Annotated in this window: 13 protein-coding genes; 9 read left to right on the top strand and 4 right to left on the bottom strand. The window is 63.1% G+C overall.

Going from position 1 to position 13,137, the window contains the following annotated elements; genetic code table 11:
- Nucleotides 1-74 precede the first annotated feature (74 nt).
- Nucleotides 75-773, top strand: coding sequence for a UPF0149 family protein (locus ACQ4WQ_RS23215; protein ID WP_436500313.1), 699 nt, complete (start codon nucleotides 75-77; stop codon nucleotides 771-773).
- 120 nt (nucleotides 774-893) lie between these two features.
- Here ACQ4WQ_RS23215 and ACQ4WQ_RS23210 read toward each other — a convergent pair whose 3' ends face one another.
- The 3 genes from ACQ4WQ_RS23210 to ACQ4WQ_RS23200 all read right to left on the bottom strand — a co-directional run bounded on the left by ACQ4WQ_RS23210 (nucleotide 894) and on the right by ACQ4WQ_RS23200 (nucleotide 3,264).
- Entirely contained in the window at nucleotides 894-1,088 is a 195-nt protein-coding gene (locus ACQ4WQ_RS23210; protein WP_326459499.1) for a hypothetical protein, read from the bottom strand.
- Entirely contained in the window at nucleotides 1,076-2,170 is a 1,095-nt protein-coding gene (locus ACQ4WQ_RS23205; protein ID WP_436500311.1) for a hemin-degrading factor, read from the bottom strand. The genes ACQ4WQ_RS23210 and ACQ4WQ_RS23205 overlap by 13 nt, the downstream gene beginning before the upstream one ends.
- A gap of 194 nt (nucleotides 2,171-2,364) precedes the next feature.
- Complete coding sequence (locus tag ACQ4WQ_RS23200) at nucleotides 2,365-3,264, bottom strand: DMT family transporter (protein ID WP_436500309.1); 900 nt, start codon at nucleotides 3,262-3,264, stop codon at nucleotides 2,365-2,367.
- 304 nt (nucleotides 3,265-3,568) lie between these two features.
- On the opposite strand from ACQ4WQ_RS23200, the gene gcvA reads away from it, so the two are divergent.
- Nucleotides 3,569-4,513, top strand: a complete 945-nt coding sequence (gene gcvA, locus ACQ4WQ_RS23195; RefSeq protein ID WP_070220093.1) for a transcriptional regulator GcvA — start codon at nucleotides 3,569-3,571, stop codon at nucleotides 4,511-4,513.
- Nucleotides 4,510-4,854, top strand: coding sequence for a hypothetical protein (locus ACQ4WQ_RS23190; protein ID WP_436500307.1), 345 nt, complete (start codon nucleotides 4,510-4,512; stop codon nucleotides 4,852-4,854). The genes gcvA and ACQ4WQ_RS23190 overlap by 4 nt, the downstream gene beginning before the upstream one ends.
- Nucleotides 4,855-4,945: 91 nt before the next feature.
- Here ACQ4WQ_RS23190 and orn read toward each other — a convergent pair whose 3' ends face one another.
- A complete protein-coding gene (gene orn / locus ACQ4WQ_RS23185; protein WP_180279191.1) occupies nucleotides 4,946-5,542 on the bottom strand; it encodes an oligoribonuclease in 597 nt (198 codons plus the stop codon).
- Between the two features lie 56 nt (nucleotides 5,543-5,598).
- Between orn and ACQ4WQ_RS23180 the strand changes: the two genes are divergently transcribed.
- The 6 genes from ACQ4WQ_RS23180 (at nucleotide 5,599) to argF (ending at nucleotide 13,099) form a co-directional block, all read left to right on the top strand.
- Nucleotides 5,599-6,879 carry a M48 family metallopeptidase gene (locus ACQ4WQ_RS23180; protein ID WP_436500304.1) on the top strand — a complete coding sequence of 427 codons (1,281 nt, stop codon included), beginning with the start codon at nucleotides 5,599-5,601 and terminating at the stop codon, nucleotides 6,877-6,879.
- Nucleotides 6,876-7,241, top strand: a complete 366-nt coding sequence (locus ACQ4WQ_RS23175) for a 4a-hydroxytetrahydrobiopterin dehydratase (protein ID WP_436500302.1) — start codon at nucleotides 6,876-6,878, stop codon at nucleotides 7,239-7,241. Before ACQ4WQ_RS23180 ends, ACQ4WQ_RS23175 begins: the two co-directional genes overlap by 4 nt.
- Nucleotides 7,238-8,143, top strand: a complete 906-nt coding sequence (gene rsgA, locus ACQ4WQ_RS23170; RefSeq protein WP_034785059.1) for a ribosome small subunit-dependent GTPase A — start codon at nucleotides 7,238-7,240, stop codon at nucleotides 8,141-8,143. The genes ACQ4WQ_RS23175 and rsgA overlap by 4 nt, the downstream gene beginning before the upstream one ends.
- Nucleotides 8,144-8,410: 267 nt before the next feature.
- A complete protein-coding gene (locus ACQ4WQ_RS23165; RefSeq protein ID WP_326459506.1) occupies nucleotides 8,411-8,866 on the top strand; it encodes a hypothetical protein in 456 nt (151 codons plus the stop codon).
- Nucleotides 8,867-9,039: 173 nt separating this feature from the next.
- The gene (locus ACQ4WQ_RS23160; protein WP_436500300.1) at nucleotides 9,040-11,895 is read left to right on the top strand and encodes an ATP-binding protein; all 2,856 of its coding nucleotides are present in this window, start codon (nucleotides 9,040-9,042) and stop codon (nucleotides 11,893-11,895) included.
- 283 nt (nucleotides 11,896-12,178) lie between these two features.
- The gene (argF, locus tag ACQ4WQ_RS23155) at nucleotides 12,179-13,099 is read left to right on the top strand and encodes an ornithine carbamoyltransferase (protein WP_326459508.1); all 921 of its coding nucleotides are present in this window, start codon (nucleotides 12,179-12,181) and stop codon (nucleotides 13,097-13,099) included.
- Nucleotides 13,100-13,137: the final 38 nt, after the last annotated feature.

The raw sequence follows: 13,137 nt of genomic DNA, 5'->3' as shown, positions 1-13,137 counted from the left end.
CCGGTGCAAACACTTCGGTGATGAAGCGCCGCAAGGCGTATACTGGCGCCTTACATTTCATCAAAGAGCAAGCCATGTCACTCGAACAGCCATTATCAGAAAAAGAATTCGACGAATTAGACCAATTCCTGTTGTCGGAGCGCTGCTCCGAAGACGCGATGACCATGGATATGCTGCACGGCTATCTGACGGCCGTCGCCATCGGCCCGGAACCGATCATGCCGGCCGAGTGGTTGCCGCGCGTGTGGGGCGAGAATGCCGAAGATGCGCCGAAATTCAAGAACAGCAAGGAAGAAGAGCGCATCGTCAACCTGATCATGCGCTTCATGAACGAAGTGCTGGTGACGTTTGAAGTCGCGCCCAAGGAATTCGAAGCCCTGTTCGTCGAACACGACTACGAAGGCCAGACCCTGATCGACGCCGAAGCCTGGTGCTGGGGCTTCTGGGACGGCATGGAACTGCGTCCGGGCTCGTGGAACGAAATCTGGGATTCCGAAGTGGCCGAGCTGATGCAGCCGATCTATCTGCTGGGCGCCGACGAAATCAAGGAAGAAGAACTGAAACTGGTGGAAGACCCGGTCAAGGCGCACAAGCTGGCGCAGGAACTGGAAGCGAACCTGCCGGCCATCCACCGTTTCTGGGTACCGCGCCGCAAGGCACCGGTGCAAACCATGAAGCGCGAAGAGCCGAAAGTGGGCCGCAACGACGACTGCCCTTGCGGCAGCGGCAAGAAATTCAAGAAATGCTGCGGCGCCGAGCCGGCAGCCGAGTAATCAGCACATCCGCGCCGGGCACTGTCCCGGCGTTTTCTTATCCCCTCCTGTTACGTCCCCTCGGCGCACATCAGTTGCAGCCGTGCAGCCAGTCCCCCCTTTGACCCGGCCTGCCCCCAGCTAGCCTACCTGCGGCAACTTTTGCGTCTTGAGCGGGTACGACGAAGTGACATCGCCCCCCGCGCTGGCGATGCGCTGCGGCGAGTCTGGATTCAGCTGGCCCGCGTCGGCAACGGCGGCCAGCGCCAGCGCACCCGCCCCCATTTTTTTCAGCGCGATGCGGCGCGCCACGCTGGCGGCGATCATGCGGCGCATAGTTCGCCCTCCTGCGCCACCCGGTCGACGATATGGCGCCATTCGCACAATTCATGCATGCCCGGCTTGCGTTCGCCGAAGAACATGACGATGGTGTCCCCCTTCGCATCGAACAGTTCCACGGACGTCACCAGGCCGTCGACGGTGGGCTTTTTCACCACCCAGGCGCTGGCGATATGGTCTTCGCGCAAATGCAGATTGAAGCGCTGGTCGAGGACATTGATCCATGGCCCCATCACGGCGATCTTGTGCACGGGCCCCGAATGGATCTGGATCATGCCGGCATTGCCGACGAAGGCCATGATGGACACTTTTTCGAGGGCGGCATCGTTGAGCAGGTCGAGCACGCAGGATTTGTCGATCTGCTGCACGAAGCGCGCTTCGGCCAGGCGCAGTCCCTGCAGGCGCGAGACCGCATATTTTTTCAGCACGGTGAAAAATTCATGCGTGTCGCGCAGGTCGGCCCAGGCGGCCCTAAAACCGGCCACGTCGATCTGCGCATCGGGCAATTCCGCCGGCGTCGGCGGCGGCGCCGTCACGGCGATGCCGGCTGCCTGGTCCGCGTCGGCAAAACGCGTCACCAGTGCGTCATAGGCGGCCAGGTCGCTTTGCGGCTTGAGGAAAATCTTGTGCACGGCATGGCCGGCCGCATCGAAAAATTGCAGGCTGCGCTGCACTTCCTGCTCGCCCATCTCGCGTACGGCAAAGCCATGCGCCCACTGGCGGTAAAACACGCGCAGGTCGATGTCGCCGCCCAGCACCAGGCCCACGTGATTGCTGTGGCTGGCCTTGCGGTAGACGCCCGTCTTTTCATGCACGCACGAGGCGTTGCGCGTCAGCGCCATGACTTCGCCCAGCGGCTCCAGCGCCTGGACGATGGCGGGCCAGTCGGCCTGCAGGCGCTCGGCGCCCAGCAAGGCGCCATCGGCCAGCGACAGGCCCGCATGCGCGGCGATCAGCTCACCTTCGGCTATACCCAGTTCCTCGGCGATGTCACGGTGGCGGGCTTTCTTTTCGCGGCGCAGGCGGGCAAATTCGCTGGCGACCAGCTCGGTATTGCAAATGGGGAACGTGCTCGACACGGTGTCTCCTTTCAAGGCGAACACTGGCTGGCATGGGCTGGCTGGTGGTGGGGAAATTGAATCTAATTATAAATGAGAATCATTCGCAATCAAGTCTTATTTGTGCGCGCATAAAAAAAGCGCCGCGACAGGAAACCCGTCGCGGCGCCAAAGGAGACCGATCGATACAGCCGATCAGTTCAGGAAAAACAGGATCAGGCGCTGGCCTGCACGCCCGCCATGGAAACCGGCTTGGCAGCGGGCCGCTGCGCCAGCAAGACCACGGCGGCCAGCACCATGGCACCGCCCAGCAATTGCGTGCCGCTGACGGATTCCTTCAGCAAGGTCACGCCGAACGCCATCGTGATGACGGGTTCAAAGGTGGAAATGATCGAGGCCTTGGCCGCGCCGATCTGCGCCACGCCGGCAAAGAAGGCGGCGATCGCGATGGCCGTCGAGAACAGGGCGATGGCGCTGACGGCCAGCCAGCCCGTCGCCGTGCCCGGCAAGGACACGCCTTGCCACAAGGCAATCGCACTGTTCGACAGGCCCGCCGTGCCCAGAATCACCACGCAAGCGGCCAATGGGTGAATATTCTCGCGGCTTTTCGACAGGCTGTTGCCAAACAGGATGTACACGGCATACACGCCAGCGGCCATCAAGGCCAGGGCGATGCCGATGGGCTGGCCCTGCAGCTTGCCGCCCAGGGTGATGGCCATGCCGGCAATGGCCAGCGCCATCAGCACCAGCATGCGCCGGTCCAGCTTTTCCCAGCCCAGCGCCAGCGCGAGGATGGTGACCAGCACGGGATACACGTACAGCAGCATGCCGCACAGGCCGCTGCTGGCATACATGAGGGCATTGAAATAGCCTTGCGACTGGGCCGTGTACATCAGGCCCATCAGCATATAGCCGGCCAGCAAGCGGCCGCGCGGCAAGCGCCAGCCGCCCAGCCACACGAGCGGCAGCAACAGCATGGCGGCGATGACGAAACGCAAGGCCAGCATGGTCGACGGGTTGACCCCGGACGCATAGGCCGCCTTGGCAAACACTGCGGAACTGCCGAAACCGGCAGCCGACAGCAACACCAGCGCAACGGCGCGGCGATCAGACATGACTAAACCTCTTTGAGTACGCCAGGGCAAACCTGCTGCGCGTCGCGCTTTGCGGCCTGCGATGCTCACCGTACTGAAGTACGGCTGCGCTTCTCAGCCACAAATCACTGCCGCTCGCGACGGTTTTCCCAGGCGTTGTAAATATAAATGAATGGCAAGACTGGGGGATACTGCATGCGTGAATCCTATTGCGGGTCGTTTCACGCAATGACGGCATCATATTCGCTTGCGCAAAATGAAACAAACCAATATTCTTCACGGATAGGCCGAATATTACTGAGGCTCAATTCCCTTGAAGACTGCCATGTCACGTCCCTTGCCACCGCTCGCCGCCCTGCACGCCTTCGAGGCGGCCGCCCGCCATGAAGGTTTCCAGCGCGCGGGCGAAGAATTGCACGTCTCTGCCGGCGCCATCGGCCATCACGTAAAACAACTGGAAGCGTGGCTCGGCATCGTGCTGTTCCAGCGCCTGCCGCGCGGCGTGGTGCTCACCAGCGCCGGCCAGCGCTATGCGGCCTCGCTGGGGCCGATACTCAACCAGCTGGCCGACGTCTCCGAGCAGGCGCGGCGCCAGGGCGACGACAAGGTGGTGACGGTGACGGCCACCAGCTCGCTCGTCTCGCGCTGGCTGATGCCGCGCCTGGGCCGCCTGCGCGACCGCTACCCGCAGATCGAGCTGCGCGTGCTGGCGTCGATGCACCCGGTCGACCTGGCGCGCGACGGCGTGGATGTGGCCATCCGCCTGGGTCCTGGCCGCTATCCGGGCCTGAAAGTGGATTTATTGATGGAGGAATGGTTTTCCGCCGTCTGCAGCCCCGGCTTCCGCGCCAATGCGGCCAGCCTGCGCCAACCGGCCGATCTGCTGCGCTATCCGCTGCTGCACGACGAACCGGAAGTGCACCTGCCCGGCGAAATCGACTGGACGCGCTGGCTGCACAGCTGCGGCGTGCATTACAGCGGCAATAGCGGCAACAGCGGCGCGCGCTTTTCGCACACGTATTTATGCCTGGACGCGGCCGCCAGCGGCCAGGGCGTGGCCATTGCCGCCAGTCCCCTGATCGGCGACGATTTGCGCTCGGGCCGCCTGGTGCGCGTGTTCGAGCACGCCGTGCGCGGCCCCCACTGCTATTATCTGCTGCGTTCGCCCCAGGCGGAAACGCGGCCCCTCGTGCACGCGTTCTGCGAATGGCTGATCGCCGAAGCGCGCGCCGACCAGGAAACCGTCTGGCCCACCGTGGAGACAGCATGACGAGCAGGGAACTGGCGCGCAGCGCCCGATACATAGTCCAGCATGAATATGAACACGCCAGGGTGACGGCGGCCGATGGCCGGCAAGCGAGCCTGGGCGAGTTCTATGGCGACCCGGCCGTGGCCTTGATCGATGTCAATGAGCAATGGTGCGCCGTGGCGGGCGAGGGATTGGTGCTGTGCCGGCTGGGACAGCCGTTCGGCCAGTGCGTGGAATATTTCCGCCAGCCTGGCGAAGTGCGCTGGATCACGGCTTTACGGCAAACGGGACCGTTTGCGCTGGAGTGGCAGGATGAAGACGGCGTTTGGCACACCCTCGATTTTGACTTTGATACGATGTAACAGAACCTTCGCGACGCCTCACAAAACCGTAGCGAGCGGAAGGGAGAGAGGTAGGTCGGCTTAGCGCGCAGCGCGTAAGCCGACAACCCCATTACAATTTAATGAAATGCTCGCGGTAGTACTTCAATTCTTCGATCGATTCCAGAATATCGGCCAGCGCCGTGTGCTTCTGGTGTTTCTTGAAACCGGTGGCGATTTCCGGCTTCCAGCGCTTGCACAGCTCTTTCAGTGTCGATACGTCAACATTGCGATAGTGGAAGAACGCTTCCAGCTTCGGCATGCCGCGCACCATGAAGCGGCGATCCTGGCCGATGGTGTTGCCGCACATGGGCGACTTGCCTGCAGGCACGTATTTCTTCAGGAACGCGATCAGTTCCGCTTCCGCCTGCGCTTCCGTCACGGTCGACGCTTTCACCTTGTCGATCAGGCCCGAGCGGCCGTGCGTGCCCTTGTTCCAGGCATCCATCTTGTTCAGGGTTTCATCCGACTGGTGAATCACGAACACGGGGCCTTCGGCCAGCAGGTTCAAGTGCATGTCCGTCACCACCACCGCCACCTCGATGATGCGGTCGGTATCGGGCTCCAGGCCCGTCATTTCCATGTCGACCCAGACCAGGTTCATCTCGTTGGGACGTGCGGGGACAGCGGGTGCGGGGGTGGATGCAGCTAAGTCGGTCGCTTGTGACATAATTCTCTCTTGGCCTAATCAAACTAAATAATCAGCCATTTTCTCACAGGCACAGAATGTATTCACTCGCGTTTTCGATTTTGTTTGTATCCGTCCTCGTTTTGACCCTAGCCGTGCGCTTCTGGCTCGCTTCGCGGCAGATCCGCCACGTGCTGGCGCACCGCGCGGCAGTCCCGCCCGAATTCGCGGAAAAAATCCCCTTGGCCGCGCACCAGAAGGCGGCCGACTATACAGTGGCAAAGACCAAGTTTGGCCTGCTGACCTTGCTGGTCAACTATGCCGTGCTGATCGGTTTTACCCTGCTGGGCGGCTTGCAATGGCTGGCGCTGCACCTGCATGAATGGATGGGAGCGGGTTCGCCCATGCTGTACCAGATCGGCCTGATCGCTGCCTTTGCCGTCATTTCCGGCCTGATCGACCTGCCCTTCGATTACTACCGCCAATTCGTGCTGGAACAACGTTTCGGCTTCAATACCATGGCGCGCAAGCTGTTCTTCACGGACATGCTCAAGGGCGTGGGCCTGGGCGCGGCCATCGGCTTGCCGCTGATCTGGGTCGTGCTGACCCTGATGGCCAAGTCGGGCGGCTTGTGGTGGCTGTATGCGTGGTTCGTCTGGAGCGGCTTCCAGCTGCTGATGATGGTGCTGTTTCCCACCGTCATCGCGCCCCTGTTCAACAAATTCACGCCGCTGGCCGACGAATCCTTGAAAAGCCGCATCGAAGGCTTGATGCAGCGCGTCGGTTTCGCCTCGAAAGGCTTGTTCGTCATGGACGGTTCGAAGCGCAGCGCCCACGGCAATGCGTATTTCTCGGGCTTTGGCGCCAACAAGCGCATCGTCTTCTTCGACACCCTGCTGTCGCGCCTGGCGCCGCAGGAAATCGAAGCCGTGCTGGCGCATGAACTGGGCCACTTCAAGCTCAAGCACATCGTCAAGCGCATCGCCATGATGTTCGTCATCTCGCTGGGCTTTCTGGCGCTGCTGGGCTTCCTGAAGACGCAGCCATGGTTCTATGCGGGCCTGGGCGTCGACCCCGTTGCGCTGACGCTCACCGGCCAGCCGACGGACGCGCTGGCCCTGCTGCTGTTCATGCTGGCCTTGCCCGTCTTCACCTTCCTGCTGGGACCGTTGACCTCGCTCAGCTCGCGCAAGCACGAATTCGAAGCCGACGCCTTTGCCGCCACGCACACGCAGGCGGACGACCTGGTCTCGGCCCTCGTGAAAATGTATGAAGACAATGCGTCGACCCTGACGCCCGACCCGCTGCACTCGGCCTTCTACGACAGCCACCCGCCGGCCAGCGTGCGCATCCGCCACCTGAAAGGGGCTACAACATGAATACGCCATCGACCTCGCAAGACCTGGCCCAACTGTCCTGCACGCCGCGCCAGCAGGCGCTGGGCGACACGGATATTGCCACCCTGCACACCCTGCTGCCCCAGTGGACGCTGCAAAATGGCAAGCTGTGCCGCGACTTCGGCTTCAAGAATTACTACCAGACCCTGGCGTTCGTGAACGCCCTGGCCTATATGACCCATACGCAAGACCACCATCCGGAGCTCATCATTACTTACAAAACCTGCGCCGTGCGCTACGACACGCACTCGGTCAACCAGGGCGCCGGCGGCCTGTCCGAAAACGACTTCATCTGCGCCGCCAAGGCCGACCTCATCTTCCAGAGCAGCCAGGTGGCCCCATGAGCGAAGGCAAGTTGACAGGCGTCATCATCGCCGCCCACGGCCGCCACTACCTGGCCGACGTGGACGGCGCCAAGCTGCAATGCGTGACGCGCGGCAAGAAAACCAATGTGGCCGTGGGCGACATCGTGCACCTGACGCGCACCTCGAACGACCAGGCCGTCATCGACCGCATCGAGGAACGCAAGACCCTGCTGTACCGCTCGGACCAGTACAAATCCAAGCTGCTGGCCGCCAATTTGACGCAGCTGTTCATCGTCGTGGCGACGGAGCCGGGCTTTGCCGACGACCTGATCTCGCGCTCGCTGGTGGCGGCCGATGCGGCCGGCATCGAGGCGCGCATCATCCTGAATAAAACAGACGTGACCGCTTCGCTGGAACGGGCCCGCGAACGCCTGCTGCCGTATTCCTCGATGGGCTATCCCGTCGATGAAGTGTCGGCGCGCGCCGAACCGGAGCACGCCGTGGCCACCCTGGCGCCCCTGCTGGCGGGCCAGTCGTCGATCCTGATCGGCCAGTCGGGCATGGGCAAGTCGTCGCTGATCAACCTGCTGGTGCCGGACGCGGACATCGCCGTGCGCGAAATCTCGGCCGCGCTCGACACGGGCAAGCACACGACGACCTTCACGCGGCTGTACAAGCTCGACGAACTGGGCGCCAACAGTTCCATCATCGATTCCCCCGGCTTCCAGGAATTCGGCCTGTACCACCTGTCCGAAGGCATGCTCGAGCGCGCCTTCCGCGAATTCCAGCCCTACCTGGGCGGCTGCAAGTTCTATAACTGCCGCCACCTGATCGAGCCGCAATGCGCCATCCTGCAAGCCTTGTCTGAAGGCAAGATCGCCAAGATGCGCCATACCCTGTATGGCCAGCTGCTGCACGAATCGGCGCAGACGCTGTATTGAGCATACGCCGCAGCACAAACAAAGCAATAATAAAACCTCGGCAGGCAAAATTTAATTTTGCGGCCGAGCTTGCTTTTCGATTTTAATCCCAAAACCGTTCATCCAGCGTTTTAAGCGTTTCAGCGCGCAAAACCTGCCATCCGTCGCCTGTCGCTGGTGCTGGACAGGCGCGTTTGCTAACTTGACACCAGTCCCTGCCGGAAACCTGCCAGCGACCACACGATCTAACTCCAACCCATCCTGTCATCCTGATCGAAGGTGAATGTCATGCATACCAAACGCTTACTCCCCCTCCTCGCCGCTCTCTTCGCCCTTGCCGGCGGCACGGCCCAGGCCCAGACCGCGATGGCGCCGCAAGCTGCAGACAGCGTGCGCGTCACCTCCGGCACCTACTATCACGTCACGGCAAAGGAAGCCTTCGACATCGAGCAGCAATACCGCCTGTCGAATGGCCAACGCCTGGAAGTGCACCAGCAGGACACCCATTTTTTTGGCCGCCTGATCGATGACCGCGAATGGCAGGCAAAGCCCAGCGTGGAAATCTATCCCACTGGCCCCGGCCAATTCGTCACCAGGCAGGGCTCGACCTTCGTCTTCAGCAATGAAGGCGAGCGCGTGGTGATCGACGACGCCCAGTTCCTGCCCGGCTTGCGCATGCCTGCCGACATGCGCAGCGCCAGCACCGTGAGCGGCAGCGCCAGCATCCGTCTGGTGTCACGCTAGGCGCCGCCAGCCGGCGCTACACGGCACGGCAAATGCCCTGCCGTGGCGCCCGTGCGGGACGCACAATTCTGTCCTGCGCACTGAACAATTCCCCTGAATGCAGCTTACAATGCGATGACGCATGGCCTGTATGGTCGCAGGCTGGCACCACTGTTTGCGGGGAGAATGCTTGAATGGAAATGTTCGCGCTCGAACATGACGTAGCGCAATGGGAAAGCGCCTTGCTGCCGTTGCGCGGCGCCGGGCGCGTACCACTGCTGCTGTTGCTGTCCTGGCATTTGCGCCAGCGGGATTGCAATAGAGCAAGTCAACTGAGCGAAGAGGCGCATCTGCTGCTGCCGCTGGCTGGCCTGGAAGGTGCCGCACTGGAACAGGCGCGCGCGCGCCTGCAACTGGTGCAGGCGGAGCTGGCCTGGCTGCAAGGCGCGCTCGACTCCGCGGAAAGCCTGGCCCTGGCGGCGCGCGCCACCTGCGACGCACACGGCGATGGGGCCGGCTGCGCCGATGCCCACTGGCTGCTGTCCTCGATCGCCGTCGACCGCGGCGACCATGCCCGCTGCGATACCGAACTGCTGGCCGCGGCGCAGCAAGCGCGCGGCGCCGGCGATGCGATGCGCGCCAGCCTGGCCGACGCGGCCACGGCACGCTGGGCCGTCTTGCGCGACGCGCCGGCCGCCCAGGCCCGCTGGGGCGGCCACTTCCAGGCCGACGGCGCCAGCGGCAAGCTGCCCGCGCCGCTGGCTGCCTGGGTGCACGATTTCCACGGCTTGCTGGCGCACACCTCGCGCGACCTGGGCACGGCCGCCGGCCACTACATGCAAAGCTATGAGGCGGCCCTGGAAAGCGGCCAGCTGCGCGGCGCGATCACGGCCGCCATCAATATCGGCGACTGCTTCTCCAGCCTTAACGACAACGAATCGGCCCTCGAATGGATGCAGTGCGCGCTGGATCTGGCGCGCCCCACCGGCTGGCCGCGCAGCATCGGCGCCTGCCAGACGCACACGGCCGAAACCATGCGCAAGCTGGGGCGCCTGGCCGCCGCCGAGGACTTGCTGCGCGAAGCGCTGCACATCCTCGCTCCCGTGGCGGGCGCCCGCACCTATGCCAACGCCCTGTTTCACCTGGGCGAACTGAGCCTGGACAAGGGCGACTACGACACGGCGCTCGACGCCTTCAGCCGGCTGGCGCAGCGCGCCGAAGCGCTGGGCCAGGCCGATTTCCGCAGCATGGCCCAGCGCGGCAGCGCCCATGCGCTGTCTTACCTGGACCGCCCGGACGAAGCGCTGCAGGCGGCCGAACGGGCTTGCCAGCTGGCCACCGCGCAGGGCGACGCCATGCACCAGGTAGCCGCGCTGCGCGTGCTGGCCATGCTGCATGCGCGCCACGACTTGCCGCCGCCGGCAGGCATGCAGGAACGCAATCCCGCCCTGCATTTCCTGCACCAGGCGCTGCAGGTGGCCGCCTCGATCGACGGCTATGTGCCGCCCGGCGAACTGCTCGATGCGCTGGCGCGCGAATACGCGCATGCGGGCGACTATGCGCGCGCCTACGATATCGCCCTCGATGCGGGCGTGGCGCGCGAAAAAAGCCACACCCAGCAAGCGAGCAACCGCGCCACCGCCATGCAGGTTTACCACCAGACGGAACATGCGCGCTCGGAAGGCTATCATCACCGCGAACTGGCCGCCTCCGAAGCGCGCCGTGCCGAAGTATTGCAACAGACCAGCGATACGCTGGAACGGCTGTCGGCCATCGGCCAGGAGATCACCACCCACCTGGACGCCAGCGCCGTGTTCCAGGTCCTCGACCGCCACGTGCATGCCTTGCTGCCAGTCAACACTTTTGCCGTCTACATGCTCGACGCAGCGGGCACGGCGCTGCGCCGCGCGCACGGCATGGAAGCGGGCCGGCCCCTGTCCGACAACGCCATTCCACTGAGCAACCCACGCGCCTACTCCGTGCGCTGCCTGCTGGGCCGGCGCGAAGTGTATATCGACCAGGTACCACCCAAGCGCCACGCCTACACCGTACCCGGCACCCTGCATAACCAGAGCGTGCTGTACGTGCCCTTGACGGTGGGCGAGCGCGTGCTGGGCGTGATGACGGTGCAGGCTTGCCATGCCCACGCCTATGGCGAACGCGAACGCCTGATCTTCCGCACCCTGTGCGCGTATGGTGCCATCGCGCTCGACAATGCCAGTGCCTACCGGCAACTGCAAGACGCCCAGGCGCAACTGGCGTCGCAGGAAAAACTGGCCGCCCTGGGTTCCTTGATGGCCGGCGTGGCGCATGAACTCAATACGCCGATCGGCAACAGTTTATTGATCGCCAGCACCATGCAGCAAAAGACGGAAGATGTGGAACGCCTGATGAACGGCCCCGGCCTGCGCCGCTCGGACCTGGCCGCCTACATCGAGGATGCGGGCAAGGCATCAGCGCTGGTGATGCGCGGCTTGCACAGCGCGGCCGACCTGGTCAACAGCTTCAAGCAGGTGGCCGTCGACCGCACCACCGAGCAGCGGCGCCAGTTCGACCTGCAACAGGTGAGCAATGAAATCATCGCCACCGTCATGAACCGCATCCGCAGCTCGGGCCACCGCATCGAAATGGAGATAGCCTTCGGCATCGCCATGGACAGCTATCCCGGTCCGTTCGGCCAGGTGATCACCAACCTGATCAACAACGCCCTGCTGCATGCCTTTCCCCTCGCGCCCAACGATGGCGCCGCCGGCGCGGGCTGCATGCGCCTGTCCGCCGCGCCCGATGGCGCGCGCGTGCGGATCGTCTTCGCCGACAATGGCGGCGGCATCGCGGAACAGCATCTGTCGCGCATCTTCGACCCCTTCTTTACCACCAAGCTGGGCCAGGGCGGCAGCGGCCTCGGTTTGTCGATCAGCTACAACATCGTCACGGCCCTGCTGGGCGGCACCATCCAGGTGGCCAGCAGCCCCGCCGGCACGCGTTTTACCCTGGACTTGCCCCTGGTGGCACCCCAGTTGGACGAGGCCGCGCCCGCCAGCATCTATTAATCCACCGCCCTTTGCCCGGGCGCACGCTTGCCTATACAAGTACGCGCCCGGACGGTCTTTCCAATCTAAAAGCAAAACCCTTATAATTGAACGGCTGAAGTACTTGCCATTGCATTATTTTCAACTTGGCAAACCGCATCGACCCGCGCGACAAACAGGCAAGGGCACCGATCAACACAGCAGCGCGCCGGGCGAGGCAGTCATCAGACGAGATGTTGTACGCTGATGCAACCCGGCGGGAAAGGCACGCCGCCGGCGGCCTGCGCATCTTCAAGTGGTCATTATGTCGACAAAAAAACCGATCAAGCACTACCTCCAGTTCTCCGATTTCACGTTGGAAGAGTACGAATATGTGATCGAACGCGCCCATCTGATCAAGCGCAAGTTCAAGAATTACGAAATCTACCATCCACTGATCGACCGCACCCTGGTGATGGTCTTTGAAAAGAACTCCACCCGCACGCGATTGTCGTTCGAAGCGGGCATGCACCAGCTGGGCGGAGCCGCCATCTACCTGAACACGCGCGACTCCCAGCTGGGCCGCGGCGAGCCGGTGGAAGACGCTGGCCAGGTCATGTCGCGCATGTGCGACATCATCATGGTGCGTACCTTCGGCCAGGAGATCATCGAGCGTTTCGCCGCCAATTCGCGCGTGCCGGTGATCAATGGCCTGACCAATGAACACCACCCTTGCCAGGTCTTTGCCGACATCTTCACCTACATCGAACACCGCGGCTCGATCGCCGGCAAGGTCGTCGCCTGGATCGGCGACGCCAACAACATGCTGTACTCGTGGCTGCAGGCGGCCGAAGTGTTCGGTTTCCACGTCAACGTCTCGACGCCGAAGGGCTACGACATCGACCTGTCGCAAGTCAAGACCGAGCGCTACACCTTCTTCGACAACCCGTCCGACGCCTGCGCAGGCGCGCACCTGGTCAACACGGACGTGTGGACCAGCATGGGCTACGAGGCGGAAAACGCGGCCCGTATCGCCGCCTTCGACGGCTGGATCGTCGATGGCGCGAAGATGGCCCGCGCCGCGCCCGACGCCCTGTTCATGCACTGCCTGCCCGCCCACCGCGGCGAGGAAGTGGCCGCCGAAGTGATCGACGGCCCGCAATCGGTGGTGTGGGACGAGGCGGAAAACCGCTTGCACGTGCAAAAAGCGCTGATCGAATACCTGTTACTCGGTAAAATCCAATAATTCGCCCGGCACTGCATAAAACCTGGCAGCATCGCAAT

This window comes from Janthinobacterium goodfellowi (assembly GCF_051380695.1).
Lineage (GTDB): Bacteria > Pseudomonadota > Gammaproteobacteria > Burkholderiales > Burkholderiaceae_D > Janthinobacterium.
This window is presented reverse-complemented; position numbering and strand designations above follow the sequence as displayed.

Bases quoted from the DNA above. Each gene is read 5' to 3' on its own strand.
- ACQ4WQ_RS23190 (WP_436500307.1), top strand. From the start codon at position 4,510: ATGACGAGCAGGGAACTGGCGCGCAGCGCCCGATACATAGTCCAGCAT.
- gcvA (WP_070220093.1), top strand. From the start codon at position 3,569: ATGTCACGTCCCTTGCCACCGCTCGCCGCCCTGCACGCCTTCGAGGCG.
- orn (WP_180279191.1), bottom strand. From the start codon at position 5,542: ATGTCACAAGCGACCGACTTAGCTGCATCCACCCCCGCACCCGCTGTC.
- ACQ4WQ_RS23210 (WP_326459499.1), bottom strand. From the start codon at position 1,088: ATGCGCCGCATGATCGCCGCCAGCGTGGCGCGCCGCATCGCGCTGAAA.
- ACQ4WQ_RS23180 (WP_436500304.1), top strand. From the start codon at position 5,599: ATGTATTCACTCGCGTTTTCGATTTTGTTTGTATCCGTCCTCGTTTTG.
- rsgA (WP_034785059.1), top strand. From the start codon at position 7,238: ATGAGCGAAGGCAAGTTGACAGGCGTCATCATCGCCGCCCACGGCCGC.
- ACQ4WQ_RS23165 (WP_326459506.1), top strand. From the start codon at position 8,411: ATGCATACCAAACGCTTACTCCCCCTCCTCGCCGCTCTCTTCGCCCTT.
- ACQ4WQ_RS23200 (WP_436500309.1), bottom strand. From the start codon at position 3,264: ATGTCTGATCGCCGCGCCGTTGCGCTGGTGTTGCTGTCGGCTGCCGGT.
- argF (WP_326459508.1), top strand. From the start codon at position 12,179: ATGTCGACAAAAAAACCGATCAAGCACTACCTCCAGTTCTCCGATTTC.
- ACQ4WQ_RS23215 (WP_436500313.1), top strand. From the start codon at position 75: ATGTCACTCGAACAGCCATTATCAGAAAAAGAATTCGACGAATTAGAC.
- ACQ4WQ_RS23175 (WP_436500302.1), top strand. From the start codon at position 6,876: ATGAATACGCCATCGACCTCGCAAGACCTGGCCCAACTGTCCTGCACG.
- ACQ4WQ_RS23160 (WP_436500300.1), top strand. From the start codon at position 9,040: ATGGAAATGTTCGCGCTCGAACATGACGTAGCGCAATGGGAAAGCGCC.